General features: G+C 62.1%; 26 protein-coding genes. 7 read left to right on the plus strand and 19 right to left on the minus strand.

Annotated elements, in window-relative coordinates; all coding sequences use genetic code 11:
• Positions 1 to 8: 8 nt before the first annotated feature.
• Genes QZH66_RS05440 through QZH66_RS05460 form a run of 5 tightly spaced genes read right to left on the minus strand, consistent with a single transcriptional unit; the run spans position 9 to position 6,246 of the window.
• Complete coding sequence (locus QZH66_RS05440; protein WP_305804940.1) at positions 9 to 3,668, minus strand: PilC/PilY family type IV pilus protein; 3,660 nt, start codon at positions 3,666 to 3,668, stop codon at positions 9 to 11.
• A gap of 52 nt (positions 3,669 to 3,720) precedes the next feature.
• The gene (locus QZH66_RS05445; protein WP_305804941.1) at positions 3,721 to 4,305 is read right to left on the minus strand and encodes a PilX N-terminal domain-containing pilus assembly protein; all 585 of its coding nucleotides are present in this window, start codon (positions 4,303 to 4,305) and stop codon (positions 3,721 to 3,723) included.
• On the minus strand, positions 4,302 to 5,249 hold the full coding sequence (locus QZH66_RS05450; protein ID WP_305804942.1) for a PilW family protein: 948 nt from the start codon (positions 5,247 to 5,249) through the stop codon (positions 4,302 to 4,304). Before QZH66_RS05450 ends, QZH66_RS05445 begins: the two co-directional genes overlap by 4 nt.
• Positions 5,246 to 5,719, minus strand: a complete 474-nt coding sequence (gene pilV / locus QZH66_RS05455) for a type IV pilus modification protein PilV (RefSeq protein ID WP_305804943.1) — start codon at positions 5,717 to 5,719, stop codon at positions 5,246 to 5,248. Before pilV ends, QZH66_RS05450 begins: the two co-directional genes overlap by 4 nt.
• A 29-nt stretch (positions 5,720 to 5,748) precedes the next feature.
• Positions 5,749 to 6,246 carry a GspH/FimT family pseudopilin gene (locus tag QZH66_RS05460; protein ID WP_305804944.1) on the minus strand — a complete coding sequence of 166 codons (498 nt, stop codon included), beginning with the start codon at positions 6,244 to 6,246 and terminating at the stop codon, positions 5,749 to 5,751.
• 242 nt (positions 6,247 to 6,488) lie between these two features.
• Here QZH66_RS05460 and QZH66_RS05465 point away from each other — a divergent pair, with 242 nt between their 5' ends.
• Complete coding sequence (locus tag QZH66_RS05465) at positions 6,489 to 7,526, plus strand: histidine kinase (RefSeq protein ID WP_305804945.1); 1,038 nt, start codon at positions 6,489 to 6,491, stop codon at positions 7,524 to 7,526.
• On the opposite strand, the gene ppnN is transcribed toward QZH66_RS05465, so the two are convergent.
• The 5 genes from ppnN to grxD all read right to left on the minus strand — a co-directional run bounded on the left by ppnN (position 7,508) and on the right by grxD (position 14,132).
• A complete protein-coding gene (ppnN, locus tag QZH66_RS05470) occupies positions 7,508 to 8,896 on the minus strand; it encodes a nucleotide 5'-monophosphate nucleosidase PpnN (protein WP_305804996.1) in 1,389 nt (462 codons plus the stop codon). The two genes, QZH66_RS05465 and ppnN, sit on opposite strands and share 19 nt — an antisense overlap.
• A gap of 114 nt (positions 8,897 to 9,010) precedes the next feature.
• Positions 9,011 to 12,229, minus strand: a complete 3,219-nt coding sequence (locus QZH66_RS05475) for a TonB-dependent receptor (RefSeq protein ID WP_305804946.1) — start codon at positions 12,227 to 12,229, stop codon at positions 9,011 to 9,013.
• Between the two features lie 252 nt (positions 12,230 to 12,481).
• Positions 12,482 to 13,075, minus strand: coding sequence for a YhgN family NAAT transporter (locus QZH66_RS05480; RefSeq protein WP_305804947.1), 594 nt, complete (start codon positions 13,073 to 13,075; stop codon positions 12,482 to 12,484).
• Complete coding sequence (locus QZH66_RS05485; protein ID WP_305804948.1) at positions 13,072 to 13,815, minus strand: SDR family NAD(P)-dependent oxidoreductase; 744 nt, start codon at positions 13,813 to 13,815, stop codon at positions 13,072 to 13,074. Before QZH66_RS05485 ends, QZH66_RS05480 begins: the two co-directional genes overlap by 4 nt.
• Entirely contained in the window at positions 13,812 to 14,132 is a 321-nt protein-coding gene (gene grxD, locus QZH66_RS05490; RefSeq protein ID WP_305804949.1) for a Grx4 family monothiol glutaredoxin, read from the minus strand. Before grxD ends, QZH66_RS05485 begins: the two co-directional genes overlap by 4 nt.
• 123 nt (positions 14,133 to 14,255) lie before the next feature.
• On the opposite strand from grxD, the gene QZH66_RS05495 reads away from it, so the two are divergent.
• Positions 14,256 to 14,834, plus strand: a complete 579-nt coding sequence (locus tag QZH66_RS05495; protein WP_305804950.1) for a superoxide dismutase — start codon at positions 14,256 to 14,258, stop codon at positions 14,832 to 14,834.
• A gap of 33 nt (positions 14,835 to 14,867) precedes the next feature.
• Here QZH66_RS05495 and QZH66_RS05500 read toward each other — a convergent pair whose 3' ends face one another.
• From QZH66_RS05500 to purE, 3 genes are all read right to left on the minus strand, one after another.
• Positions 14,868 to 15,203: a carboxymuconolactone decarboxylase family protein gene (locus tag QZH66_RS05500; RefSeq protein WP_305804951.1), complete on the minus strand. Its 336-nt coding sequence runs from the start codon at positions 15,201 to 15,203 to the stop codon at positions 14,868 to 14,870.
• A gap of 72 nt (positions 15,204 to 15,275) precedes the next feature.
• Positions 15,276 to 16,418 carry a 5-(carboxyamino)imidazole ribonucleotide synthase gene (locus QZH66_RS05505; RefSeq protein ID WP_305804952.1) on the minus strand — a complete coding sequence of 381 codons (1,143 nt, stop codon included), beginning with the start codon at positions 16,416 to 16,418 and terminating at the stop codon, positions 15,276 to 15,278.
• A complete protein-coding gene (gene purE / locus QZH66_RS05510; protein ID WP_305804953.1) occupies positions 16,415 to 16,918 on the minus strand; it encodes a 5-(carboxyamino)imidazole ribonucleotide mutase in 504 nt (167 codons plus the stop codon). The genes QZH66_RS05505 and purE overlap by 4 nt, the downstream gene beginning before the upstream one ends.
• Before the next feature lie 59 nt (positions 16,919 to 16,977).
• Here purE and QZH66_RS05515 point away from each other — a divergent pair, with 59 nt between their 5' ends.
• From QZH66_RS05515 to QZH66_RS05530, 4 genes are all read left to right on the plus strand, one after another.
• Entirely contained in the window at positions 16,978 to 17,247 is a 270-nt protein-coding gene (locus tag QZH66_RS05515) for a Trm112 family protein (protein WP_305804954.1), read from the plus strand.
• Positions 17,247 to 18,104, plus strand: a complete 858-nt coding sequence (nadC, locus tag QZH66_RS05520; protein WP_305804955.1) for a carboxylating nicotinate-nucleotide diphosphorylase — start codon at positions 17,247 to 17,249, stop codon at positions 18,102 to 18,104. Before QZH66_RS05515 ends, nadC begins: the two co-directional genes overlap by 1 nt.
• A gap of 60 nt (positions 18,105 to 18,164) precedes the next feature.
• Complete coding sequence (locus QZH66_RS05525; RefSeq protein ID WP_305804956.1) at positions 18,165 to 19,172, plus strand: DUF2272 domain-containing protein; 1,008 nt, start codon at positions 18,165 to 18,167, stop codon at positions 19,170 to 19,172.
• Between the two features lie 103 nt (positions 19,173 to 19,275).
• Positions 19,276 to 19,617, plus strand: a complete 342-nt coding sequence (locus QZH66_RS05530; protein WP_305804957.1) for a DUF3301 domain-containing protein — start codon at positions 19,276 to 19,278, stop codon at positions 19,615 to 19,617.
• Between the two features lie 130 nt (positions 19,618 to 19,747).
• Here the strand turns inward: QZH66_RS05530 and QZH66_RS05535 are convergent, their stop codons facing one another.
• The 6 genes from QZH66_RS05535 to QZH66_RS05560 all read right to left on the minus strand — a co-directional run bounded on the left by QZH66_RS05535 (position 19,748) and on the right by QZH66_RS05560 (position 24,770).
• The gene (locus tag QZH66_RS05535) at positions 19,748 to 20,182 is read right to left on the minus strand and encodes a ClpXP protease specificity-enhancing factor (RefSeq protein ID WP_305804997.1); all 435 of its coding nucleotides are present in this window, start codon (positions 20,180 to 20,182) and stop codon (positions 19,748 to 19,750) included.
• A gap of 82 nt (positions 20,183 to 20,264) precedes the next feature.
• A complete protein-coding gene (locus tag QZH66_RS05540; protein ID WP_305804958.1) occupies positions 20,265 to 20,900 on the minus strand; it encodes a glutathione S-transferase N-terminal domain-containing protein in 636 nt (211 codons plus the stop codon).
• 168 nt (positions 20,901 to 21,068) lie between these two features.
• Complete coding sequence (locus tag QZH66_RS05545; RefSeq protein WP_305804998.1) at positions 21,069 to 21,779, minus strand: cytochrome c1; 711 nt, start codon at positions 21,777 to 21,779, stop codon at positions 21,069 to 21,071.
• A gap of 25 nt (positions 21,780 to 21,804) precedes the next feature.
• Entirely contained in the window at positions 21,805 to 23,067 is a 1,263-nt protein-coding gene (locus QZH66_RS05550) for a cytochrome bc complex cytochrome b subunit (protein WP_305804959.1), read from the minus strand.
• 3 nt (positions 23,068 to 23,070) lie between these two features.
• On the minus strand, positions 23,071 to 23,691 hold the full coding sequence (gene petA, locus QZH66_RS05555; RefSeq protein ID WP_305804960.1) for a ubiquinol-cytochrome c reductase iron-sulfur subunit: 621 nt from the start codon (positions 23,689 to 23,691) through the stop codon (positions 23,071 to 23,073).
• Between the two features lie 158 nt (positions 23,692 to 23,849).
• A complete protein-coding gene (locus QZH66_RS05560; RefSeq protein ID WP_305804961.1) occupies positions 23,850 to 24,770 on the minus strand; it encodes a lytic transglycosylase domain-containing protein in 921 nt (306 codons plus the stop codon).
• A 228-nt stretch (positions 24,771 to 24,998) separates the two neighbouring features.
• On the opposite strand from QZH66_RS05560, the gene miaB reads away from it, so the two are divergent.
• A complete protein-coding gene (miaB, locus tag QZH66_RS05565; RefSeq protein ID WP_305804999.1) occupies positions 24,999 to 26,384 on the plus strand; it encodes a tRNA (N6-isopentenyl adenosine(37)-C2)-methylthiotransferase MiaB in 1,386 nt (461 codons plus the stop codon).
• Positions 26,385 to 26,537 lie beyond the last annotated feature (153 nt).

Below are 26,537 nucleotides of genomic sequence, written 5' to 3' on the forward strand. Positions count from 1 at the left end.
CATCTCAGTCACTCCCTGATAAGTTCACGCCACGAAACACGCCGGACATTCATGGAGGACGCGTTGGTCTTGATCACTTTGCTACTACCATCATCCAAGCCGGTATACATGGTGTCACCCAGGAAAATCGGGTTGTTCGGGCTGCTGTCATAACCAATGCCCGACACCGGCACTCCGTTCAAAGTATCACCACTGTTAAACGCCCCATCGCCATTGACATCAAAGAATGTCTGCGCGAGCCGACCGCCGGTAAACGGCGAAATGGCCATGGTAAAGCCGGTACCACTGGGACTGCAGACATCATTCGAGTCCGGTATGCGGGTGGTGCCGATCAACGCCAGTCCCTGGAAGAAATTCGGCTCGACCATACGCTCACCGCGCTGACCACCAGTACCAGGTGACACCAGATCCAGATACCAGCCGTTCAAGCCAGCGGTAGCATAGGACTCCAGTGCTCTGGCGTTGACGCCTTTGACAGACCCTTCAGCAAGAATCGCCGTGCTGCGCAGATTGGCCTTACTGACAGGCAAGGCACCCTTATCTATTATCCCATACCAGCTCTGCACCGCCTTGCTGGCGATATCGGCGGAGCTCAGATAACGACCAGTTCCAAAAAATACCCACGTTTCCGCAGTGGCAGGATTCTTGGCCACCAGCGGAGTCGCGGTAATGGGCTGCGAAGCCCCCGCAGCGAACAGCTTCTGGGAGGCACCCGCACCGGTCAGGCCGGTGAACTTCCACATATTCCCAAGATTGTCGCCAGCATAGACTGTATCGACAAAGCCGCTGTTGTTTGACGACCACGCATTGATACCCGACAACCCGTTATCCGACCCCACCCCAGTATCAATGGTGGATACGGCGCCATTCGTCAGACTGACCATCACCAGCTGCGCGCGCTGGCCCGTACTGTTGGGCCCATTGCCAACCAGCACCCTCCAGTCACCATCCGCAAGCTGCGCAATGATCGGCTGCCCAAGGTTGTTACCCAACGCCGGAATATCGGTGGCGCTCTTTTCCCACAACAGTGAAGGTGCGGTGGGATTGGTTACGTTCAGCGCGAACAGGCCGCGGCCACCACGCCCCAGACTGCCCACCAACACGGTCTTCCAGGACCCGCCCGTATACACATCGGCAACAGTCAGATCACCATCCACCGTATAGCTATGCGGATAATCGGGATCGGTATATCCCTTGGCACCGATCAACTTACCCATCGACGCGGTGGGCACGAAAGCAAACACCTCCGCACCGGTATTGGCATTAAACGCGTGCAGCATGCCATCGTTCGCACCCACATAGACCACCGGGATGCGGCTGCTGGAGGTATTAGCCGCCACAAACGAAGCGTAGGTCGATGCACCCGAGAATGACTGGCCAAGATAAAGACGACTGTTTGGAGTGCCCACATATACCGGCTGTGAATTCACAATGTCACCCAGGACACTGCGGCGCGCACGAAACTTGCCCGCGGGTGCTTCCTTGGATCGGTCGCCACGCAAATAATTGATTTCGTCCGCACTTGCGGATGCCAGCGGGGTGCCACCAAGCTTTCCGGCTTCAAAGCTATTCAGCGAAGCACCATTGGCAAAGAATATTTTACGCGCAGCCTTGCCACCCACTACCGTGCTATTGAGTGGCCCCCACAACGGAAATTGACTTGTGGCTGACCATGCTGCAGTCAGTGCGGGCGCTTTATCGTCGGTAGAAACATTGACGTTATACCCGGTCAACTCACCACCCCAGCTACCGCCATAGAATTGGGCCTGATAGGTCATTGCCCCGGCCTCCAACTTGGTCGTGTTGCTGGCGAACGAGCTGCCGGAGCCCTGCATTTCCTGAATGATGTTCTTGAACGCAAGCGTCAGACTTTCCACCATCTTGTCCGCTTCGCTGGCTACATAGAAGTTGTCAGGACGCTTATCACCGGTGGACAGCACGTCACCCGTCGTTGTCCACAGCGAATCCGGAAGAGCGGCGGTACGGGTATCCGGATCAAATCCGGCTGGTACGTTGAAGCCACCATATTTGGCCGCCAGCCAATACTGGTTACTGGCCTTGCCTAGAAGAACCTGATTTTCACGGACATCCACCCAATAAGTGGAGACGGTCTGCTTTCCTTTTGTCTGCGGAACCGCAGCGTCATCCGGGCGAATATCCCTCGTATGGGAATCATAGGCCAGACCGGCAATATATGCCGTATTATTCCGCCCGGTAAACTGGTCCGAGGCCTTCTTATTAATTCCTTCCATGACAAACACCTTGTTGGTCATGACAGACACATCAACGGTTTTATCCGCAGCAACCAAAGCTGGAGTAGCTGGCTCATTTCCGCGATAGGTACTACCCGGAAGATTGCCATCGACGTGCGTATTTACGTCGCCAATTCCCAGAATGGCGTTTACCTGGCAGCTATATCGAATGGGATCATCCCACGCCGTTATAACAGGAAACCCATCAGCCAACTGGTATTTGGCATCCGCACTGCCAGTCATATTTGAGTACTGCGAAACATTGCCCAGATTTTTGAAGTAGCGGATGGCCGCATAATAGAGCTCACTTACCGGATCATATGACTTCGGAACCTTCGGAGTCATTCGGCCAAACTTGTTCAAATAATTTATGACACCACTATTAACAACCGCAGCATCAGTATTCTTAGCATCCACGCCATCCGGATTATCAATAAGCTGCCCAGTAACCGGATTCCATTCAGCCGCAGAATTCGCGACCACACCCAATTCCGGATAGTGAGAATTCGGGCCCACAAACTTCTGTCGCGCACGCATCACACCACCATCTCGAGCGGTAGTGGAATCATTAAGGTAGCCAAATATACTGAAACGAATCTTCTGCGAATACTCCTGCACCAACCCCTCAGGCTTGTATCCACCAGAGTATTTAACGCAATTATCTTCAAGCATACCAGCAACACAAACTTTTACACGCACACTAACTTGGTACACAACCTTACTATCACTGTCATTCAATAGGTGCTTTGATGGATTGTAGTCAACTACAGTGCCACTATTCACAGTACCGGTATTGGTAAAATTCATCTTATTACCAAGGCCTTGAATTCTGACAGTGATATTTTTCCAATTCGAAGCAGTAACCTGTTTTACCAGCGCGGCATTATCGCCACTTCCCGGAAGACGACGATCCTTATATTCCCCCTGTCCATCATGCCGGGCCTTCTGGAGCCAGGTTTCATCCACCGTGTCCTTTACCCGGTCACCACCGGTTAGCGCGAGACGGAACGGGTCGATTGTTTGCGTTGCCACCCAGCTAAGATAGTTACCACTCCACAAGCCATCACCCGTGCAGTCGCGCCCATTTACAACCTTTACCGGGTAAAAATAGCGCTTACTCTCGTCACTATCATAATTATAGCCATAGCACTTTTTGGCATCAAAATAGCCCATATAATTTCGGGAATTGTCATAATTTCCGATATTCGCCTGGCTATCGATTGTCGGGTATTCTACCGAAGGAACAAGAGCAAGATTACCTGGAACTTCGCTGCCAATATAAAGCGGCGCCTGCGCGATCTCCACCGAGCTGGCGGACATCGAGCTGAGCCCCGCGAGTGCACCAACAAGGAATGCGAACCCCCTGGACATGAAATTCGCCTGGAGTTTCTTTTTTATTGCGGAATTGGTTTTCATATAGACCTCATGGCGAGCTCGGAGGACGCCGACGTGAGCGAATGCAGCCTAGTCACTTGACCACGATGTTGGATTTGAGCACCACAAGCGCACGATCCGCAGCCTGCGCAGGATCGGAACTGCGGGCAGTGATCCGATAGAAAGACTCAAGTTGCACCCCGCCGCCGCCGCCATACTGGTTGGCATTTGCGCTTGAGCCCAGGCTCAAGGTGTCGGTGCTATCGCGCTTGCCGAAATACTCGATGTAATACTGCGGCGCACCTGCCGAAATGGCCTGCTGCGTAGTCCCGTCAATCCAGCAGTTCTGGTCGTTGGCTGCACATCCTGCGACATTCCCGCTATAGGTATTAACCGGCACCACCGGACAGGAACGCCCTGGAAGCGAGCAGTCATAGCCGATCGTCACGCCAGCCCGCGCGTTATCCCTCACCAACACTTCGGCCTGCCTCAGCGCAGATTCCGCGCCTTGAAAGGCCAGGCTGCGGTCATAGAGATTGGCGCTCATTTTTTCTTCAAGCAGGGTACTTCTGAGCACAGCAAGACCCAGCAAGGTCATCACCAGCAAAAGCAACAGCACGACAACCAGCGAGACGCCCCGCTGACTACGCCAACTCTTGCGAAACAAGGCGCTGTTCATAGATTCCGATTCCGTAAAGTAACAACGTGCTCAAGCTGCCGGCGCAAAGGCTGCCCATCGGTCCCCAGTAATTCGGTACCCGTCAGCCCAAGGACAATTCGCACGGCACGGACCTGCCCCCAATTGGTGACGGCATCCGCCGCCACATAATTGGAAGCGTCGGCGTCAGGTTGCAGATAGGTAAGCTGCAGGTTGGAGACACCCTCTGCGACCTCCTGTCCCGCGGCGCCATTGGTGGCCTGATAAAGCGAAGTGCCGCCGCGCCCATTGCCTGCGATGTACCAGCGCGACGCATGCAGCTGGCTGATCACGGCATTCTCCTTGTAGAGATACGCTGGTGCACCTGCGGCGCACGCCGCGGGCACCGTTCCCAGGCTGTCGCTGCAATTACCACCGGATGACGCGTGGCCGATCGTCGTACCCGCCACACTGGAGGCCTTGAAAAGCGCCATCTGCTGCGTATCGCAAACCATCAAGTTTTCGCCCGCCACATAAGGATGCGCAGCGACGGTAAAGGTGGTCCCAGCGTGCCCGGTAACCGTTACCGATTCATCGCCGGCTGAAAGCAACTGGATGGCATCAGTCCCCGCCAGACTGCCCGGCAACGCCCCCTGGTCATACCCTTGCAGGCCCACGCCCCAGTTCGTCCACCACTGGGTGGCACCATTGATGATCACGTTCGCAACGGGAAGATCCACATCGCAAGGATTGCCTCCGGCCTCGCGGATATCACGCGCCATCAACTCAAAGGCCGTCCTTACATTCTCCTGCACCCGACCGAGTCCTTCGGTGGTGGCGTAGGCGCGCTTGTTTGACAGGAATATCCCGATGGCCGCGCCCACTACCAGCAGCCCGAGCAGGAGGGCAATCATCAACTCAACAAGCGTAAGCCCCCGCATCTTGCCCGGAGCAGCAAACAAACCAAAGGATGAGCGCTTCTTCATAGCCGGGCCCTGGTAATGATCTGCGAGGTGGCACTGCCTGCGGCAGCCCCATCGGACGAGCGACTGTCGTCCCACTGGACCGTGATGGAGCAGTCGGTGCCATTGCAGTTGACCCCGCCGCACGTGGCGGCCCCATCCCCCAGCGTCGCTTTGAGCGAGGTGATCCAAAGTCGCACATCAGTCTGTGCCAGTGAACCTGCAGCTGGCGCCACACAGGCAAGTCCGGCGGTGTTGTAGCTACCGGTTACGACTGCATCCCGGTTGGCGCGCATCGCATCCAGAATGGAGTAGCTCTGCACGACTGCCTGGCTACGCTCCAGAGCGCCTTGACTGTTCCGCAATGCAGTCGCCTGCATCGCAGCGACGCCCAACATTCCGATACCCATGATCAACACCGCAATAAGTACCTCAAGCAGACCGGCGCCATGCTGGCGGGTCCGGCCCGGGGCAACCGAGCGCTGCAAGGACATTTCTTGACTCCTGTAATTACGGCATTTCATTAAGGACATGCCCCAGCACCGGACGCACTCGTGATTGACATGCGGCTACCCGAACCCACTGCCAGTACACGCTGGTTCTGCGCCGGCGTTGAAGTAGCCATGCACACGTTCAAGCTGGTTACCAGCAGTGCACCGCCGGCGTCCCGTGCCAATCCGTCAGGCCGGAAGGTAATTCGATCCACCGCCGAAGTGATCTGCAGTGGCTGCTTGATGGAGCTGTCACGCAGCACTTCAACCGCACCGGCCGCCGTTGGTACCACCGCAATCCAGCGATCCCACTTGCCCACAGCTCCGGCACAGGCGGTTCCGTTAGTTGTCCTGCACAACGTCACCGAGCGGTTCCGACGCACGGCTTCCGAGCGCGCCAACTGCAATGACGCCACCAGGTCATTTGCCTGTGAGGTCAACCGGTTGGAATTGATCAGCGAAGTAAAACTGGGCACTGCCATTGCCACAAGAATGGCCAGGACCGCGACGGTCACAACCAGCTCGATCAATGAGAACCCACGCTCTACTTTCCCGGTATCACCGCTGTGCGGCACCTCTTTCCCCAAGTACTCCCGACGCATATCCAGCCCTAGAGTAGATCCCAGCACACAATAAGCACACCGGCACCACAAGACCACGGTAGTGCCGACAAACGGCAGGCCGAGTGACTCGAACGGCCGAAACCGCCATGTGCCGCTTCAACAAGGCATCATAGGCCGCCCTCGCCACACTCCCCTTGGGGATCTGAAACATGCGTAGAACGCCGCCACCGCAGAGCCAGCTGGACGCTCTCTGGCAAGCCTCTGTGATTGTCTGGATATTGCTTGCCGGGGAAGGCCTGGCGCTGGTGTTGACATTGGCACCTGGGGTCGAGAATGACCGGCTGACCTATTTCGGCTTGACCTCGCTGATTATCCAGTGGGTGTCATTGCTGACACTTGGCTCGCTGTATCTATTGCGACGGCAGCTTGTCCGGCTACGCCCGATCTATGTCGCATATACGGCCCTGCTACTGCTGATTGTTGCCAGCAGCCTGGTCAGCGCCTCGGCGTGGCTGTTGCTGCACGAATTCTGGGCGATGCCCGCAGGAGGATGGCACTCCCTGTTTGTGAGATTTTTGGGAATCTCGCTGACGGTCGGGCTCTTGGGATTGGCCGCGATCCAGAACCACCTCCGCGCCAGACAGCTCGCCATCCATGCCCAACGATCGCGACTTGAGGCACTGCAGGCGAGGATCCAACCCCACTTCCTCTTTAACACCCTCAATACGGGAGTGGCACTTATCCAGCAACGCCCGGAACAGGCCGAACGCCTGCTGCTGGACTTGGCCGACCTTTTCCGCGCCGCTCTTGCAAGCCCTTCAAATATCACCCTTGGGGAGGAACTGGAGCTTGCAAAGCGCTACCTTGAAATCGAATCATTACGCCTTGGACAGCGACTGGTGGTCGTCTGGGATTTACCCGAGTTGATCGCCGCTGTAACACTACCCTCGCTTTCAATCCAACCTCTGGTCGAAAACGCCATCCGCCACGGCATCGAACCCTTTCCGCTGGGTGGCACGCTGCAAATCTCAGTCTCCAACGACAATGGCTACACGAAAATTGCGATAACCAATCCCGTATCACCCTCCGCTTCACTTACTCAAGGCCACCAAATCGGACTGGAATCGGTGCGCGCGCGCTTGAAAGCCATGACCCGCGAGAAGGGCCGACTGGAAACCTACGTGGAAGACGGCCGCTATGTCGCGACCATCCTCCTGCCGCCAAACCCTCAGGTCACAACCCGGTAACAGGGCCGGTACTCGCCGGAAATCTTCATGCGACGCTGGCCCACGAACGCGCGGAGCAGTTCGTCCAGCGCCTGCATCATGTCCGGGTCGCCGTGGATCTGGAACGGGCCGTGCTGTTCGATACGCTGCATGCCATCCTCCTTGACGTTGCCGGCAACGATGCCGGAGAACGCGCGCCGCAGATCAGCGGCCAAGGCATCGGCGGGCCGGCCCTGGTGCAGGTTGAGCGCAGCCATGGCTTCGTGGGTGGGGACGAAGGGCTGCTGGTAGTCCAGCGGGATGTCCACCGACCAGTTGAAGAAGAACGAATCCTTCTGCGCCAACCGGTATTCGCGGACCCGCTTGATGCCCTGCGCCATCTTGCGCGCCACTGCGACCGGGTCGCCCACCACGATCTCGTAGCGGCTGGCGGCCTCGTCACCCAGGGTCAGCCGGATGAAGCGGTCGATCTGCTCGAAGTACGGTGCGGCAATGGTCGGGCCGCTGAGGATCAGCGGGAACGGAAGCCCCTTGTTCTCCTCGCGCAGCAGGATGCCCAGCAGGTAGAGGATTTCTTCGGCGGTGCCCACACCGCCCGGAAACACGATGATGCCGTGGCCGATACGAACGAACGCCTCAAGGCGCTTTTCGATGTCGGGCATGATCACCAGGTGGTTGACGATCGGATTCGGCGACTCGGCGGCGATGATGCCCGGCTCGGTGATGCCGATGTAGCGGGTGGTGGTCTTGCGCTGCTTGGCATGGGCGATGGTCGCGCCCTTCATTGGTCCCTTCATCGCTCCCGGGCCGCAGCCGGTGCAGATGTCCAGACCGCGCAATCCCAGCTCGTAACCGACCTGTTTGGTGTAGAGGTATTCGTCACGCGAGATCGAGTGCCCGCCCCAGCACACCACCAGATTCGGCTCGCTCGGCTGCAGGATGCGCGCGTTGCGCAGCAGGCCGAACACCGCGTTGGTGATGCCATCGGAAGATTCCAGGTCCGAGGCGTATTCCGGGCCCAGCTCTATGGCCATGTAGGCCAGGTCGCGGACCACGGCAAACAACAGTTCGGCGATACCGCGGATGATCTCGCCATCGACGAACGCCATTGCCGGCGCGTTGCTCAGGTCGATGCGCACCCCGCGGTCCTGCTGGGTGACCTGGATATCGAAATCCGGGTAGAGATCACGCGCGGCGCGCGGATCATCCGAGGCGCTGCCACTGGTCAGCACCGCCAGCGCGCAACGGCGCAGCAGCTCGTGCATACCGCCGGTGGATGCGTCGCGCAGACGCGCCACCTCCGCCCGCGACAACACATCCAGCCCGCCGCGCGGGTAAATCCGCGCATCCTGGACCGGCAGTGCGCGGACCGCCATCTCGCTCTTCTTCATTTCCATCTATAACCGCTCTCTTCTTTGAGCAGCGACTGTAGCGCCGCTCTCCACAAAAGGAAAACGGCCGGGTTGCCCCGACCGTTTCCAGTTTACGACCGATCAGCCAGCCGATCAGAACTTGTACTTGAAGCCCAGCTGGAGCGACCACTGCGACACACCCGTGTCGAAGCCGTCAGCGTCGTTGTTGGCGATGGTCGGCGCATCGGCACGGTTGAAGTTGTAGACGTACTTGCCGCCCTCCATGCCCAGCAGCGAGGCGACGCGTGCGTCGGCGAAGAAGCCGTAATCGTAGATGTTGCCCCACTTCTTGTTGAGCAGGTTGCCCACGTTCTGGATATCAAGCCAGATCTCGGACTTGTGGCCCTTCATGAAGCCCGGCAGGTCCTGGCTGATACGCACGTCGAAGGTGTTGATCCAGCTGGTGCGGAAGTCATTGGCCGGAGCCACGCGACCCTTGTAGCCGGCCAGCGACGGATTGGCCTCCAGCCATTCGAAGAAGCGCTGCTCCATGGCCGCATCGGCAACGAACTTGCCGTTGACATACGAACCGAACAGCACATCGCCACGGTTCGGCACGTAGAACAGGTCGTTGGCGGTACGGCTGTCGCCGTTGGCGTCATTCACATAGACATAGCTGAACGGACGACCGCTGCGGCCTTCATACACCATGCCTACGCGGGTCTGGTAATCGCCGAAGAAGTTGTGCTTCCAGTTCAGGCTGCCCGATACACGGTCACGGATTTCGTAACGCGCGGTGGTCTGAGCGCCGTCATTGGCATTGAAGCCGTACTGGTAACCCCAACCCGAGCTGGCGGTGGAGCTGGTCAGGCTGCCCACTTCCTTGGCGCGGGTGTAGGTGTAGCCCAGATTCCACGACCAGTCGCTGTCCATGCTCCACGGCTTGGTCAGACTCACCGTGACCTGATTGGTACCACCCCTGTCGGTGTTGTCGATCAGGAAAACGTTGTTGTACGCGGTATTGCGGCCGAAGCGGGCATCGCCGCTGCCCCATGGGCCCACCTTGCCCGGGTTGTAATACATCTCACGGCCATCGGGGCCGATGAACGCCGGCACGGGACCGTCACCCGGCACCGGCACCTTGCCGATATTCAGGCTCTGGTAGTACAGGCCGTCCTTGACCCGGGTCAACGCCACTTCGGCCGAGGCGACCAGGCCGTACCACGGCAGTTCGTGATCGAACGCGAGGTTGGCCTTGTACACCGACGGCAGCTTGAAGTTGTTGGCGACGAAATTGACGTTCTGTGCGCCCAGCGAACCACCCGTGGCCGGGAACGAATCCTTCTGGTTCACGCCATCCGGGTTGAACGGATAGGCCGGATTGAAGCTGGTGAAGTTGTACGAGGTGTAGTTGAAACCGGTGGTGCTGAAGCTGTTGCTGATCCACACCTGCGGCGCATCACCCTGGAACAGGCCCACGCCACCACGCATCTGCGTCGGACGGTCGCTGTCGAAGGTGTAGTTGAAACCGACGCGCGGCTGGATCAGGAACTTGCTGTCGAACACCTTGCTGTTGTTGTAGCCGAAATAGGCCGACGCCGCAGCGTTGTAAGCCGGATCCTTGTCGACGTCAGGACGGTCGGCGCGCACACCGTAGGTCAAGGTCAGGTTGTTGTTCACATACCAGGTGTCCTGGATGAACAGACCCAGATTAGTGCTGGCGTAGGCGGCGGCAATGGAACCCGGCGCGGTCTCGACGCTGGTGTTATAGCTGCTGTAACGGCCGGCTGCGAAGTTGTCCAGGCCAAAGAACGTGTAGGTGCCCCACGAGTTGGCGCCGAAATAGTTGTAGATATCGTTGTCGCTGTAGTTGAAGCCGAACTTGATATCGTGGTTACCCAGCGTCCACGTCGCCGAACCGGAGTAATCCCAGGTCTTGGTGATCAGGGTGTTGCCCTGGGTATTGGCTTCGGTACCCAGATAGATCGAATCGCCCGACGGTGAGGCTTCGGTGCCGCCAAAGAACACGCGGATGCTCGGAGCGGTACTGTCGGTCACACGCACCGAACTGAAATCGCGGTACGACGCCTTGAATTCGGTGGAGAAGTTGTCCGACCAGTCACTGAACACCTGGCCGACATAGGACTCGACCGTCTTCTGGTGCTGATACCAGTACGAGCTCAGCGAAACCGACGAAGTGCCCATGCCCTGCACGCGCAGCTTGTTCTGGTCCAGCTTGCTGTAACGCACGTTGGCGCGGTGGTTTTCGTTGATGTTCCAGTCGATCTTCAGCGCGTACTCTTCCAGCTCGGTATCACCGTTGCTGGACAGGCCGCCGGCATTGAAGCCGTACTTGTCGGCGATCTGCTGGGCGCGGGCGATGTCGGCATCGGTGATGACCGCATTGGCCTTGCCAAGCGCAGTGCCGCTCAGGTCGGTACCCGGCGCCGACTGCAGGTAGTTTTCATAGTTGGCGAAGAAGAACAGCTTGTCCTTGACCAGCGGGCCACCGAAGGTCACGCCGTAGGTGCGCTCGTCGTCGAAACCGGCGAACTTCTTGCCTTCCGGATTCTTGCCGAACCAGTTGCCATCCCGCATGTAGCCGTAGACCGAACCATGGAACTCGTTGGTACCGGACTTGGTCACCGCGTTCACCGTCGCGCCCGAGGCCGACGGCGAGCTGACGTCATAGCTGGACAGCTTGATGTCGATCGCCTCGATGGCTTCCATCGACACCGGCTGGCGCTTGGTCGGCATGTTGTTGCCTTCCAGACCGAAGGTATCGGAGGCGGACACGCCGTCGATCGAGATCGAGTTGAAGCGCGGGTTCTGGCCACCGGCGGAAATGGAACCGGACGCGCGGTCGATGAAGGTCACACGCGGATCCAGGCGCATGAAATCCTGGATGTTGCCGTTCATCGACGGCAGCGACTCGATCGCAACCTGGTCGATGCTGGTGCCCGAGCCCATCTTGGTGGCGCTGAACACTTCCGAACCACCGCCAATCGCGGTGACCTGCACCGACTCGAGCGTCTTGGCGGCAAGATCACCGGTCAGCGAGGCATTGACCGTGGCCGACTGGTTCAGCGCCAGGTAGACGCCTTCTTCGGTCTTGGTGCCTTCACCCGGCTTGGTGATGGTGATGTTGTACGGACCACCCACGCGCAGACCGCGGGCGTTGTAGCGACCAGCCGCATCGGTCGTGGCACGGCTGACGGTGCCGGACTCGACGTGCGTGATGGTGACTTCCGCGCCTGCCACAGGCTGGCCTGCGGAAGACAGGACCTGGCCGCCGACACCGGCGGAGGTGCTCTGGGCAAAGGCGGGAGCAGCGGCAAGCGCGGCCACGAGGCCAAGAGCAAGCTTGGACATCCTGATGCGTGGGTGGTTCATTTTTTGGGTAGCCTCGACACGAGTTAGCGATTGAGAAAGAGAAAAACGCGATCCATCAGCCCCAGGGTCGACTGGGCGCCTGATCGGCTTGAATCTGGGATACCTTCCGGCGCGGTTTCAGCCGCAACGGTTAACAGTAGGTTAACACAATATAGAGGGATTGTGACGGCGGCATGACGGCAATTACCGCATCGCAACATAGCGCTATCTCATTGAATCTAATGACATATCTCAAGAAGAAAGGCGCAGATATGCGGTAATTCCATCGAGAAACATTTGCACTGAAATAGCCACCAGCAACATGCCCATCAGCCGTTCCAGCGCACTCAATGCACGCATCCCCAACAGCCGGTACAGCAAGGTGGCCGACATCAGGATTGCCGCTGTCGCGCCCCACGCCAGCAGCAACGCCAGGCTCCAGTCCCCCAGGCGCCCGGGTTCATTGCTGCCCATCAGCATCACCGCCGCCATTCCCGACGGACCCGCCACCAGCGGAATAGCCATCGGCACGATGAACGGCTCACCGTCCGGTATCGCGCCCATCAACCCCTCCGGGCGCGGAAAGATCATGCGGATACCGATCAGGAACAGCACGATGCCGCCAGCAATGGCGACCGACTCCTGGCGCAGGTGCATCAGTTCCAGTGCGTATTTGCCGCCCCACAGGAAGGCCATCAGCACGCCGAGTGCGATCACCAGTTCGCGCACCAGCACGATGCGCTGGCGCCTGGGCGGCAGCGGCCGCAGCAGGCTCAGGAACACCGGGATATTGCCCAGCGGGTCCAAGATCAGGAACAGCAGCAGCGCTGCCGAAAGAATCGTCACGCCGTCAGATCCCGCACCCGGCCACGCCAGGCCGCGCCCGCGGGGGCAAGCAGGTTGACGCAGGCGGCAGCATAGGCGGCCGGGTCGGCGGCGGACATATCCTCGTCATCGACGAACGCGCGTGCGCGCAGCCCGGTGCGCATCGGCCCCGGCTGCACCCCGCAGACCCGTACCGGGCTGTTGACCAGTTCGTGCTGCAACGACTCCAGCAACCCGCGCAGCCCATGCTGGGCCACGCCATAACCGCCCCAGTAGGCTTGGCCGACACGCTGCAGATCGTCCAGGGCGAATACCACCGCCGCATCGTCGCGCTGGCGCAGCAACGGCAGGCAGGCCTGCGTGAGCCAGGCGCGGGCGGTCAGGTTGATGTGGATTGCGCGGGCAAACGCGGCCGGATCCCCCTGCTCGAACGGGGTCAGCCCCGCAAACTCGGCGGCGCAGTGCAAGACGCCATCCAGCCGCCCCAACTCGGTCTGCAGCCGCCCGGCCAGGGCGGCGTAATCGTCGGGCACCGCGCCTTCGAGGTCGAGCGGGTACAGCAGCGGCTCGGGACCCGACCGGGCCACGCTGTCATAGACGCGATTGAGCTTGGCCACCTTGCGACCGAGCAGCACCACGGTGGCGCCCGCGGCGGCACAGGCCCGGGCGGCGGCGGCACCAAGGCCGCCAGCGGCGCCGGCGATCAATACCACCCGGCCACGCAATGGCTCCGGGAGTTCCTCCGCCGGCTGCGCGCTCATGGCTCCCCCGCCTCGGCCACGATCCGCTTGAGCTCGCCGGATTCGAGCAGCTCCAGAATGACGTCGCAGCCGCCAATGAACTCGCCATGCATGAAAAACTGGGGGAACGTCGGCCAATTCGAATAACGCGGCAGGTTGGCCCGCACTTCCGGAAATTCCAGCACATTGACCGTGCGCAGGTTCGTCGCGCCGGCGGCAAGCAGCGCCTGCGCCGCCCGGCTGGAATAACCGCACATCGGATACTGCGGCGTACCTTTCATGAACAGGACGAGCGGGTGATGCTCCACTTCGGCCTGGATCTTCTCCATCACCGGCATTCGAAATCTCCCTGCTGATGCGAACGAACAGCCTGCCCGGGTCGGATAGACTTTCCCGCAGCTGCCAATTGTAAGCCGGCGCGGCGAAGTAGCGGTGCCCCTTCCCTCAAAATGATACGGACCATGCCCGTCGAATTGCTCGAACTGCCCTACGCCCGCACCTCCCTTCAGCCACATCTGTCAGCGGCGTGTCTCGACCTGCATCACGGCCGGCACCATCGCGGCTATGTCGATGCGGTCAATGCCCGCATCGCCAATACCGAACTGGCCGACCTGCCGCTTGCCGACATCGTCCGCCACAGCCAGGGATCGCTGTTCGAGGCCGCGGCACAGGCCTGGAACCACGAGTTCTTCTGGCAGTGCCTGCATCCGCGCGGCGGCGGTGAGCCGAGCGGCCCGCTGGCCGAAGGCATCGCCCGCAGCTTCGGCGACACCCGGCGGATGCGCGAGGAATTCAACAGGGTCGCGCTGGCGCTGTTCGGCTCGGGCTGGGCGTGGCTGGTCCAGCATCCGGATGGCTCGCTGGCGGTGCTGGCAACCCGCAACGCCGGCACCCGGTTGACCGGGGCCAGCCGCGCCCTGCTCGCCTGCGACCTGTGGGAGCACGCTTATTACACCGACTTCCAGAACGAGCGCGCGCGCTATCTGGAAGCCTTCTGGAAGCTGGTGAACTGGGATTTCGCCAGCGCCCAGCTGCGCTGAGTCGACCGGGCCGGCCGCTCGCGCCCGGCAAGATCAGCCGTGCGCGGCAACCGCATCCAGCACACGGGCCGAATACACCAGCGCGGCACCGGCATTGAGCGCCACCGCTACCGCCAACGCCTCGGCGATTTCCTCGCGACTGGCGCCGTGCTTCAGGGCCGCATCCACGTGCGTGGTGATGCAGCCGTCGCAGCGGGTGGTCACCGCCACCGCCAGCGCGATCAGCTCGCGGGTCCTGGCATCCAGATGCCCGGTCTGCGCCCCGGCATCGCTCAACGTGACGTAGCCCTTGACCGTGTCGGGCGACAGCTTCCCGAATTCGCCAATCCGGCTCTTCAACTCTGTGCGGTAATCATTCCAGTCCAACATGACGCGGCCTCCACAGGATCCGTGAAGGACGCTAGCAAACGCGGCATTCAATCCGCGCAAACAAAACCGCGTTCAGGAACGCAGTATCGCAACCACCGGCGCGACCTGCTCCGCGCGCCCCAGGCCCTGCCCCACCCGCTCCAGCGCATCGGCCAGGGCGGCGGCAGTATCCTCGCGCAAGGTGGCGTGGCCGACCTTGCGCCCCGCCCGCGGCTGCTTGCCGTAGTCATGCCAGTGACCGGCCGGCTCGGACAGCACGGCAATCGCCGCCGGCATCTGCCCGATCCAGTTCAGCATGCAGGCATGGCCCAGCATCCGGGTATCGCCCAATGGCCAGCCGAGCACGGCACGCAGGTGATTCTCGAATTGCGAGGTTTCGGCGCCTTCGCAGGTCCAATGCCCCGAGTTGTGCACCCGGGGCGCCATCTCGTTGGCCAGCAGCTCGCCGTCACGGCAGAACAGCTCCAATGCGAACACGCCGACATAGTCCAGGTGCTCGGCCACCTGCCGGGCATAACCGATCGCGACATCGTGCTGGCCGGGAGCAACCGGGGCCGGCGCCAGACTGGCCGACAACACGCCGTCCACGTGCCAGTTCCGGGTCAACGGCCATGCGCGGAATTCACCATCGCGCCCGCGCACCGCGACCACGCTGAGCTCCTGCTCGAAGGCGACAAAGCCCTCCAGGATCAGCCCGGTCACCTCGACCTGCGCACCTAACGCCTGCCACGCCAGATCGATATCGGCCTGCTCACGGATGCGGAACTGGCCCTTGCCGTCGTAGCCCAACCGTCGGGTCTTGACGATGCACGGCAGACCGAACTCGGCCACTTTGGCGGCCAGTTCGTCACGACTGCGGATATCGGCAAACGGCGGCAGTGGAATTCCCAGCTGCCGGAACAGGGTCTTTTCACTGAGCCGGTCCTGCGCCAGCGCCAACGCGGCGGGCGCGGGAAAGACCGGCACCCGCTCGGCCAACCACTGGGCCCCGGCTGCCGGCACGTTCTCGAAATCGAACGTGACCACATCCACCTTGGTGGCAAATTCGGCCAGGGCGAGCGGGTCATCGAACTCGCCCACCTGCAACGGCGCCACGTGTCCGGCGCAGGCATCGGCGGCCGGATCGAACACCACGAAACGCAGCCCCAGCGGCGCTCCGGCCAACACCAGCATGCGCGCGAGCTGGCCACCGCCCAGGATTCCAACCGTGATCATAGGCGCGGGTCGTCGCTGGCCATGACATCTTCGGTCTGCCGGGCGCGGAACGCCGCCAGCGCCTGACCGATGGCCGGTTGCTCAACGGCCAGCAGCGCGGCAGCGAACAGCGCCGCATTGGAAGCACCGGCATTGCCGATGGCAAACGTGGCCACCGGAATACCCGCAGGCATCTGTACGATCGACAGCAGCGAATCCATGCCGTTGAGCGTCCTGGACTGCACCGGCACGCCCAGCACCGGCACCGCGGTCTTGGCCGCCAGCATGCCCGGAAGATGGGCCGCGCCACCGGCACCGGCGATGATCGCCCGCAAGCCGCGGGTCGATGCCTGCTCGGCATAGGTGAACAGCACATCGGGCGTGCGATGCGCCGAAACCACTTTCACTTCATAGGGAATACCCAGCGCATCGAGCTTCTGGGCGGCGTGCTGCATGGTTTCCCAGTCGGAACGGGAGCCCATGACGATGCCGACAAGCGGCGCGGATTGGTTGGGGGTCATTGGCCGTCACCTGCCTCAAAGACGTATTCTAGCCATCTTCCACGCAAGACCAAGACCAGATGGATCGCAAACTGCTCGACCTGCTGTGCTCCCCCGATACCCGCCAGCCGCTTTTCCAACTGGAATCCAGCGGGCTTGAAGCGCTCAATCGCGCCATCGCCGCCGGCGGCATCGTCAACGCCGAGGGCGTCGCCGTCACCGCGCCCTGGCGCGAGGCGCTGGTCACCCGCGACCGTAAACAGCTGTTCCGGGTGGACGATGGCATCCCGGTACTGCTGGCCGAAGAAGCGGTCGCCACCGCACAGATCGCCGGCTTTCCGGCAAAGTAATGGCGCCGCATCCGCCGACCGCGCCCGCCCAGGCGCTGATTGAAGCCGATGTCGCCCGCGCCTTGGCCGAAGACATCGGCAGCGGCGACGTTACCGCTGCCCTGTTGCCTGATACCGCCGACTGCGCCTACCTGCTGTGCAAGCAGGACGCGGTGATTGCCGGCCGCCCGTGGTTCGACGCCACCCATCGCGCCCTCGATCCGGATGTGCGGATCGACTGGCGCGTAGCGGAAGGCGGCCACGTCAGCGCCGGCACCGTGCTGGCCATATTGCGCGGCCGCAGCCGCAGCCTGGTCAGCGCCGAGCGCACCTCGTTGAACTTCCTGCAGACGCTGTCCGGCACTGCCACCACCACCGCGCACTACGTCGCCGCCGTGGCTGGCACCGGCACCCGTATCCTCGACACGCGCAAGACCCTGCCCGGCCTGCGCCTGGCACAGAAGTACGCGGTGCGCTGTGGCGGTGGCGACAACCATCGCATCGGCCTGTTCGACACGGTGATGCTGAAGGAAAACCACATCCGTGCGGCCGGCTCGCTCACTGCCGCCGTACACGCGGCACGCGCGCACTACCCCTCGCTGCCCCTCGTGGTGGAAGTCGAAGACCTCACGCAGCTGCGCGAGGCACTGGCAGCCGGCTGCGAGCGGATCCTGATCGACGATTTCGAACCGGACATGCGCCGCGAAGCGGTGCGTATCACCGCCGGCCGGATTCCGCTGGAAGTCTCCGGCAGTGTCGATCTGCGCGGCCTGCGTGCCATTGCCGAAGACGGCGTGGACTGCATCTCCATCGGCGGGCTGACCAAGCACGTCCAGGCGATCGACCTGTCGCTGAAGCTCGGGCCAGCGCCCGACTGATTTCACGACCCGGGCACGGTCGTTTCTGCAACGCTGGTCCGCCCCGTCGAGGAGCGCGCCATGGCGTACAGAAACTGCTTGTGGTTGCTCGTGCTGCTGGCCCCGGCCCTCAGCGCAACCGCGGCGGAAGTCTGCGATATCCCGCCGCGATACGGCCTCAGCAGCGTTGCCGTGGCGGTGGTGCGCGCCGCCTGCGACGAACACCGGCTCTGGTTCCGGCCGTTCATCGACCGCGACGGCCGCATCGCCAGCCTCAGCGTGACCGAGGCGGAAAGCGAAAATCTCGCCGACAACGGCCTGATCGCCTGGCAACGCGTCGCCGGTTACTGGCGCGAAAGCAGCACCCTGGCCGCCATGGGCGCCATCCCGGGTGCACAAAGCTGTTTTGCGGCTCCCGGCGCGCGTTATACCGACAGCGACTGCCGCAGCTTCCTGGTCGACAACCCCTGGTCGGCCGCGTTCATCTCCTGGGTGATGACCCGTGCCGGTACGCCCGGTTTTGTCCGCTCCCCGCGCCATATCGATTACATCCGCGCCGCCTATCAGAGCAACACGTCCCGGGACGGCCCCTATCGGCTGACCGACCCGATGACGGAAAAGCCTGCTCCGGGCGACCTGCTGTGCTTCCTTCGCGATCGCAGCAATTCACTGAGTTACAGCGACCTGCTCACGGCATTGGCCACTGGCGGCGCCGGCAACTGGAAATCCCACTGCGAAGTGGTGGTTGCCGCCAATGTCGGCGGCGACCGCACGCTGTATCTGGTCGGCGGCAACGTCGCCAACACCGTCGCCATGCGGATGCTGACGCTGGACCGCCCTGGCAGGATCCAGCCGCCCTTGGCCGGCGCCCCGCTCGATGCGACCCTCGAACAACGCTGCTCACCCGGGCAGGAGGACGAGTGCAACCTCAACCGGCAGGACTGGGTGGCGCTGTTGAAGTTGCGTGTGACAACTCCGGCGCCGGCACCAACGCCAGCGCCGACGACATCGCCCACCAATCCGCAGAGCGGGCGGCTGCCGGCAGTCGCCACACCCGTTCGGCCCCCGGACATCCCGGCAAGGCGCTGACGCACCACGATCGCCGCGCCCGACCCCACCGTCGCGTCCCTCCCACAAATTTCACGGCGCCGCCCCGGTTCCTCTTTTGGCTCCAGCCCCCTAAAGTGGCGGCATGCCTAGCCTTATTCTGCTGATGATTGCCGGCGCTGCCGGTTACGCGTTCTGGAACTCCTCGCGCGCCGCGGCCGAGCGTGCCGGCGAACTGGGGCGCAATGCCTGCCAGGCCGCCGATGTGCAGTGGCTGGACCAGAGCGCGCACGCCACCGGGCTGCGCCTCTGCCGCATGCCCAACGGCTGGCTGGGGTTCGAGCGCACCTTCCGCTTCGAGTACTCCCACGATGGCACCGATCGCCACAGCGGCCGGATGGTGTTGCGCGGCGACCAGCTGGTCTCGTTCGCCGGCCCGTCCGCCGCGCGGGTCAGCCAAATCGAAAAAAGCATCGACGCCGGCTGAATCTGCCGCACCGCCACGCCTTTCGCTGGCTGCTCCACGGAGTCCTGCCGCCACAACGAGCGTGTCCACGCACTTTTGAACAGCCATGGAAAAGGCGGCCAACGGCCGCCTTTCCAGTGGTGTCTCCAGACTATTTGACGACCCGCAGATGTGGACGTTTGCCCGCCACAGGGATGTCATCCGGCGGACCGGGCGGGGGCGGCATATCGTCATCCGGCGGACTGTCGCTACCGGCAATATCGTCCGGCAACGCCATCCCGTGCCCGGTTTCGCGCGCGTACACCGCCAGAATCGCAGCAATCGGCACGCTTACCGGAAAACTGACCCCGGAAAAACGCGCGGTGAAGCTGAGCGTTTCATTGTCGATATGCAGCCGCATTACGGCGCGCTCGGCAATATTGAGCACCACGCGACCGTCATTCACCGCGCTGGCCGGCACCTGCACACCCGCCACACCGGCGTCCACCATGACATGCGGGGTCATCCCGTTGTCGTTGATCCACTCCACCAGCGCCCGCAGCAGGTACGGGCGATGGCTGCTCATGCGAAAATTTTCTTCAGTCATGTGACAAGTGTACGCGGCAACCCCGTGCATCCACAGCGGTCGGCAGCGGCCGATAAGTCGGCATACAGCCGGCCGATGCCGATCAGACCGGCAACTCGCGCAGCTTCTTTTCCTGATCGGTCAGGCTGCGGATGAAGCCGGGATTGCGGAAGATCCGGTTGCCGTAATCCTCGATCGCCTTGCCATCCTTGGGCAACGGGATACCCAGTGCCTGCAGCCGCCAGATGATCGGCGCCATTGCACAATCAGCCAGGCTCATTTCGGGATTGAGGAAGAACTTGGAGGCCTTGAACAGCGGCACCGACTGCGCCACAAGCTCCTTCAGACGCTTGCGCCCGGCTTCGGCCTGGGTCTTGTTGCCCAGCTGGATCGCCTGCACCTGCGGTACCCAGTCGTGCTCGATGCGCAGCATCGCCAGACGCAGCCGCGCCTTGGACAGCGGGTCCACCGGCATCAGCGGCGGATGCGGATAACGCTCATCCAGGTATTCACTGACCACCGAAGCGGCATAGAGGACCAGCTCCCGCTCCACCAGCGTGGGCACCGAATGGTAGGGGTTGAGATCGATCAGGTCTTCCGGCGGGTTCTGTGCATCGACCGCGACATAGTCGTAGGTCACGCCTTTGGCGGCCAGTACAAGCCGCACCCGGTGGCAGAGGACATCATCATTGGCCGAGAACAACGTCAGGGTATTTCGCATACGCACACTCGCCGCCATCAAAGGCTCTCCAACGGCCGGAATCCGCCAGCCAAACGGCGCCGCCGGCCCATTACCGGCGGTCGCCACGGTTACCGAGTGTGCAATCCGACACCACGGATGCCAACTACAGCTACGGACCACCGTGGAAACAAATGCCGGCGTTGCAAATCACCGGGGCCACTTAACTCAATGCACGTCCTTCCAGTATTCCTTCTTCAACAGATAGGCCAGCAAGGTAAAGAACGCCAGGAACAGTACCACCCACACCCCCATTCCCTGGCGTTTGAGCGCGGCGGGTTCGCCGGCATACTCCAGAAAATTGGTGATGTCGCGAACGGTCTGATCATATTGCCGGGCGCTGACAGTGCCCGCCTGCTCCACCTTCAGACCCAGCACCGGGCGCTCCCCGCTGACCTTGTCCGGGGCGCCATACACGGCATGCTGCATTCCCTGCAGCTGCCACAGCGGATTGGGCATGGAGGCATTCGGAAACAGCGTATTGTTCCACCCCAGCGGCCGCGACTGGTCCAGGTAGAACGACTTCAGATACGTGTAGATCCAGTCGCTGCCGCGAACGCGGGCAATCAGGCTCAGATCGGGCGGCATCTTGCCAAACCATTTGTCCGCTGGTGCATGCGCCATCGCCACCTGGATCTGCTCGCCATAGGCCGCACCGGTGAAGTTGAGGTTGTTCATCACCTCTTCCTCGGTCAGCCCGAGGTCATCGGCCATGCGCGAATAGCGCAGGTATTTGAGCGAATGGCAGCCCGAGCAGTAGTTCATGTAGGCCTGCGCGCCACGCTGCAACGACGCACGATCGGTCAGGTCGGTACCTGCCTGTTGCAGCGCGCCCTGCCCGGAGGCGGAGACGGAGCCCGAGAACATCAGGGCGGCCATGCAGGCCAGCCGCACAATCCATTTGTCAGTCATGCGTCGTCACCCGTCCCGGAACCGGCTTGACCTGGTCCAGCTTGGTCCAAATCGGCATGGTGAGGAAGAAGGCAAAGTACAGGAAGGTCAGTACACGGCCGATGTAGGTTTCATGGATATCGGTGCCGGGACCGGAGCCGATGATCCCCAGCCACACAAAGCAGACCACCAGCGTGCCCAGCATGACCTTGGAGATCAGGCCGCGATAACGGATCGAGCGCACTTTTGCCCGGTCCAGCCAAGGCACCAGGAACAGGATGGCGATTGCGGAAAACATCACGGCCACCCCGCCCAGCTTGTTCGGGATCACCCGCAACATCGCGTAATACGGTGTGTAGTACCAGACCGGCTTGATGTGCTCCGGGGTGACCAGACGGTTGGCCTCGGTGAAGTTGTCATGCTCCAGGAACAGGCCGCCAAAGCCGGGCGCAAAAAAGATGATGAAAGCGGCAATCACCAGCAGCGCGCCGACCCCGACCAGATCCTTGACCGTGTAGTACGGATGGAAGGGAATGCCATCGGCCGGCGCCAGGGACGACCAGCGATTCCCCTTCGGCCCTTTCTTGATCTCCACGCCATCGGGGTTGTTCGAGCCCACTTCGTGCAGCGCACCCAGGTGCAGCACCACCAGCAGCAACAGCACCAGCGGCAGGGCGATCACGTGCAGGGCGAAAAAGCGGTTGAGGGTGGCGTCGGCGGGCAGGTAGTCGCCCATGATCCACTCGGTCAGCCCCGTGCCGATCACCGGAATCGCGCCGAACAGGGAAATGATCACCTTGGCGCCCCAGAACGACATCTGTCCCCAGGGCAGCACGTAGCCCATGAACGCCTCGGCCATCAGCACAAGGTAGATCAGCATGCCCAGGATCCACACCAGTTCCCGCGGCTTCTGGTAGCTGCCGTACATCAGTCCACGGAACATGTGCAGATAGATCACGATGAAAAACAGCGAGGCACCGGTGGAATGCATATAGCGGATCAACCAGCCCCAATCGACGTCGCGCATGATGTATTCGATCGATGCGAACGCCTCGGTTGCACTGGGCTTGTAGTGCATGGTCAGGAAGATGCCGGTCAGGATCTGGTTGACCAGAAGCACCATCGCCAACGAGCCGAAGTAGTACCAGATATTGAAATTCTTCGGCGCGTAGTACTCGCTGACATGCTTGCGGTACACCGGCATCAAACCGGGCGCGCGCTCATTGACCCAGTTCATCAGGCCATCGGCAGTGCGGGCAAGGATATTGTTGGCCATGGCTTATGCTGCCCCCTGCGGATCAACACCGATGACGATGGTGTTGTCGTCCTTGTAGTGATGCGGTGGCACCAGCAGATTGATCGGCGCTGGCACATCCTTGAACACCCGCCCGGACATGTCGAAGCGCGACTTGTGGCAGGGGCAGAAGTAGCCTCCCTTCCAGTTCGCGTCGTAGGGCTCGGGACGGATTTCGGCGACCATATCGGGGGAACAGCCCAGATGCGTGCACAGCCCGACCAGAACCGATATCTGCGGCTTGATCGCACGGAACTCCGGATTACCCTTGAGCACATAGGCCGGCTGCTGGTCCTTGACCTCGGATTCGGGGTCGCGCAACCGCCCGTCAAGCCCATGCAATGCATCAAGGATGGCCTTGGATCGCTTCACGATCCAGATCGGCTGCCCCCGCCACTCCAGTATCAGTCGCTGCCCTTCCTGCAGGGCGCTGATATCCGCCGTCACCGGAACACCCGCCAGCTTGGCGCGTGCGCTGGGATTCCAGGACTTGATGAAAGGCACTGCCGCGAAACCGACCCCGACCGCCCCGACTACTGCCGTGGTGGCGGTGAGAAACCGTCGACGTCCCGTGTTGACTGGATCGTTTACCCCATCGTTGGCCATCCGGCACTCCGATATTGATTAGGTAGCTTGAGGCTGCCCGCGTCCTGGTGGGGGCCAGTGCGCGTTGTATCTTCCCCGAGTGTAGCGGAACGCTTAACGGCCGCACAATGCGATAACACTACAGCGCGCGACTTTTGTCACGGGCGGTGGCAACACGGTTACTGCGCGGTGCCCGCAATGCCGCGGTAGCGCTCTGCAAGCTGTGCCACACGCTTTACGTAGTACTGGGTTTCACTGTAGGGGGGAACACCGCCATGACGATCCACCGCGCCTTCGCCGGCGTTGTAGCCGGCCGCGGCGAGCGTCAGGTTGCCATTGAAGCGCTTGAGCAGCCACGACAGATACTGCACGCCACCGCGGATGTTCTGTGACGCGTCATAGGAGTCGTTGACTCCGAACCGGCGCGCCGTCGGCGGCATCAACTGCATCAGCCCCTGCGCACCGGCCCGGCTCAGCGCCATGGGATTGAACGCGGATTCGGCGTGGATGATCGCGCGCACGATCGCTTCCTCGACGCCGAACTCGCGGGCGGCCGAGGCGATCTCGCCCTGATAGGCGGTGGTGTTGAGCCGCACCGATCCGAAGTTGACCCCGGGGTTGGCGCCGCAGGCGTAGCACTTCTCGATGAAGCTGTAGCGGATGGTGCGCAGCCCGCCGACGCTGGCCACCTGCTGCGGCCGGGTGCTGGTGTAGTGGCGCACCCCGTCTTTCATGTAGCTGTAGACCTGCCCGCTGACCACCCGCTGGGTCTTGCTTGGCCTGGCCGGAACCGGCGCGGCCAGCGAATCGGCATCCAAACTTGCCGGGGCGATGGATGCTGCCAGCGGAGTCGACGCAGCCGGCGCGGGAGCCGGTGGGATAACCGTGGCCACCGTGGGCGCCGCCGACGGGCGCCGCGGCGGGGTGTGCCGGGACGGCGTGTAACTGCTGAGCGCACTGCAGCTGGCGCCGCCGATCCGCTTGCTGACATAGCTGGGAATGCCGTCGCCACCGACGCACTTGTACAGCGTGCCGGCACTGGCGGGCACAGCCGTCAGTGTTGCAAGCAACAGTCCCGATAACCCCAACATCCCCTTCATGGGCGCAAGTTTCCCCGAAACCGCGGCCAATTGCCAAGTTGCTGACGCCGCCCCCGCCCTGACCGCCACCGCAGCCGCCGCGCAGCCCGGCCCGCGCGCCGATACAATGGCGCCCTCGTCGCAGCCCCGTGCTGCCTGCCCGCCCACCCGTCTGGAATAAGCACCATGCCCGGGACCTCCGCCTCTCCCCTGTCGGCCACGGCCGGCTCTGCCGCGCCGGCCACTGAAATGACCCCCGCTGAACTGATCCCCCTGCCTGGCGCCAAGCCCCGGGCGTCCGGCCCCGTGCGCGGAAAGCTGTACATCAAGACCCACGGTTGCCAGATGAACGAGTACGACTCGGCGAAAATGGCCGACGTGCTGGCCGCTTCCGAGGGCCTGGAACTGACTGACAACCCGGAAGAAGCCGACGTGGTGCTGGTCAACACCTGTTCGATCCGCGAAAAGGCACAGGAAAAGGTGTTCAGCCAGCTGGGCCGCTGGAAGGCGCTCAAGGCCGGCGGCAAGCCGGTGATCATCGGCGTCGGCGGTTGCGTGGCCTCGCAGGAAGGCGAAGCCATCGTCAAGCGCGCGCCCTACGTGGACCTGGTGTTCGGGCCGCAGACGTTGCACCGGCTGCCGGAACTGATCCGCCAGCGCCGCGAGTCGGGCAACCCGCAGGTGGACATCAGCTTTCCGGAAATCGAGAAGTTCGACCGCCTGCCCGAGCCGCGCGCCGACGGCCCTTCGGCATTCGTGTCGATCATGGAGGGCTGTTCCAAATACTGCTCGTTCTGCGTGGTGCCCTACACCCGCGGCACCGAGGTCAGCCGTCCGTTCGAGGACGTACTGGTGGAAGTGGCGCAGCTGGCGGCCCAGGGCGTGCGCGAGATCAACCTGCTCGGGCAGAACGTCAATGCCTATCGTGGTCCTTACGGCGAAGGCGAAGTCGCCGACCTGGGCTTGCTGATCCGCACCATCGCCGAGATCGATGGCATCGGCCGCATCCGTTTCACCACCTCGCACCCGCTGGAGTTCTCCGATTCGCTGATCGATGCCTATCGCGATGTGCCGCAGCTGGCCAACTATCTGCACCTGCCGGTGCAGGCCGGCAGCGACCGCATCCTCAGCGCCATGAAGCGCGGCTACACCGCGCTGGAGTTCAAGGCCAGGATCCGCAAGCTGCGCGCGGTGCGCCCGGACATCTCGATCAGCTCGGACTTCATCGTCGGTTTTCCCGGCGAGACCGACGCCGACTTCGAAAAAACCATGAAACTGATCGAGGACGTGGGCTTCGACCAGAGCTTCTCCTTCATCTATTCGCGCCGCCCGGGCACCCCGGCGGCCGACCTGGAAGACACCACCCCGGATGCCGAGAAGCACGCCCGGCTGTCGCGGCTGCAGGCGCATATCAATGCGCATGCCGCTGGCATCTCCCAGGCGATGGTGGGCAGCGTGCAGCGCGTGCTGGTCGAAGGGCCTTCGCGCAAGGACCCGAACGAGCTGACCGGCAAGACCGAGAACATGCGCTCGGTGAACTTCGCCGGCCCCCCGCGTCTGGTCGGCCAGTTCGTCGATGTGCTGATCACCGAGGCGCTGAGCAACTCGCTGCGCGGGCGCCTCGTCGCCGCCTGACCCGGCACCTGCCCGCGTCGGCCGGATCATCCCGGCCGACGCTGGCGGTATTTTCACCACACCTTCGAAAGCATTGGCGCGGCTGGGTTGCCGCGACTTGTCCACACGTTTGCCCAGCCGCGGTCCACAAGCGGTGTGGAGAAGTCCGGCGGT

The organism is Stenotrophomonas sp. YIM B06876 (genome assembly GCF_030711595.1).
Taxonomy (GTDB): domain Bacteria; phylum Pseudomonadota; class Gammaproteobacteria; order Xanthomonadales; family Xanthomonadaceae; genus Stenotrophomonas.

Bases quoted from the DNA above. Each gene is read 5' to 3' on its own strand.
- grxD (WP_305804949.1), bottom strand. From the start codon at position 14,132: ATGCCGGTGATGGAGAAGATCCAGGCCGAAGTGGAGCATCACCCGCTC.
- QZH66_RS05445 (WP_305804941.1), bottom strand. From the start codon at position 4,305: ATGAACAGCGCCTTGTTTCGCAAGAGTTGGCGTAGTCAGCGGGGCGTC.
- QZH66_RS05500 (WP_305804951.1), bottom strand. From the start codon at position 15,203: ATGTTGGACTGGAATGATTACCGCACAGAGTTGAAGAGCCGGATTGGC.
- QZH66_RS05440 (WP_305804940.1), bottom strand. From the start codon at position 3,668: ATGAAAACCAATTCCGCAATAAAAAAGAAACTCCAGGCGAATTTCATG.
- QZH66_RS05560 (WP_305804961.1), bottom strand. From the start codon at position 24,770: ATGAAGGGGATGTTGGGGTTATCGGGACTGTTGCTTGCAACACTGACG.
- QZH66_RS05540 (WP_305804958.1), bottom strand. From the start codon at position 20,900: ATGGCGGCGAGTGTGCGTATGCGAAATACCCTGACGTTGTTCTCGGCC.
- QZH66_RS05535 (WP_305804997.1), bottom strand. From the start codon at position 20,182: ATGACTGAAGAAAATTTTCGCATGAGCAGCCATCGCCCGTACCTGCTG.
- miaB (WP_305804999.1), top strand. From the start codon at position 24,999: ATGACCCCCGCTGAACTGATCCCCCTGCCTGGCGCCAAGCCCCGGGCG.
- pilV (WP_305804943.1), bottom strand. From the start codon at position 5,719: ATGTCCTTGCAGCGCTCGGTTGCCCCGGGCCGGACCCGCCAGCATGGC.
- ppnN (WP_305804996.1), bottom strand. From the start codon at position 8,896: ATGAAGAAGAGCGAGATGGCGGTCCGCGCACTGCCGGTCCAGGATGCG.
- QZH66_RS05450 (WP_305804942.1), bottom strand. From the start codon at position 5,249: ATGAAGAAGCGCTCATCCTTTGGTTTGTTTGCTGCTCCGGGCAAGATG.
- QZH66_RS05530 (WP_305804957.1), top strand. From the start codon at position 19,276: ATGCCTAGCCTTATTCTGCTGATGATTGCCGGCGCTGCCGGTTACGCG.
- QZH66_RS05485 (WP_305804948.1), bottom strand. From the start codon at position 13,815: ATGAGCGCGCAGCCGGCGGAGGAACTCCCGGAGCCATTGCGTGGCCGG.
- QZH66_RS05550 (WP_305804959.1), bottom strand. From the start codon at position 23,067: ATGGCCAACAATATCCTTGCCCGCACTGCCGATGGCCTGATGAACTGG.
- QZH66_RS05465 (WP_305804945.1), top strand. From the start codon at position 6,489: ATGCGTAGAACGCCGCCACCGCAGAGCCAGCTGGACGCTCTCTGGCAA.
- QZH66_RS05475 (WP_305804946.1), bottom strand. From the start codon at position 12,229: ATGTCCAAGCTTGCTCTTGGCCTCGTGGCCGCGCTTGCCGCTGCTCCC.
- petA (WP_305804960.1), bottom strand. From the start codon at position 23,691: ATGGCCAACGATGGGGTAAACGATCCAGTCAACACGGGACGTCGACGG.
- QZH66_RS05495 (WP_305804950.1), top strand. From the start codon at position 14,256: ATGCCCGTCGAATTGCTCGAACTGCCCTACGCCCGCACCTCCCTTCAG.
- QZH66_RS05515 (WP_305804954.1), top strand. From the start codon at position 16,978: ATGGATCGCAAACTGCTCGACCTGCTGTGCTCCCCCGATACCCGCCAG.
- nadC (WP_305804955.1), top strand. From the start codon at position 17,247: ATGGCGCCGCATCCGCCGACCGCGCCCGCCCAGGCGCTGATTGAAGCC.
- QZH66_RS05525 (WP_305804956.1), top strand. From the start codon at position 18,165: ATGGCGTACAGAAACTGCTTGTGGTTGCTCGTGCTGCTGGCCCCGGCC.
- purE (WP_305804953.1), bottom strand. From the start codon at position 16,918: ATGACCCCCAACCAATCCGCGCCGCTTGTCGGCATCGTCATGGGCTCC.
- QZH66_RS05505 (WP_305804952.1), bottom strand. From the start codon at position 16,418: ATGATCACGGTTGGAATCCTGGGCGGTGGCCAGCTCGCGCGCATGCTG.
- QZH66_RS05545 (WP_305804998.1), bottom strand. From the start codon at position 21,779: ATGGCCGCCCTGATGTTCTCGGGCTCCGTCTCCGCCTCCGGGCAGGGC.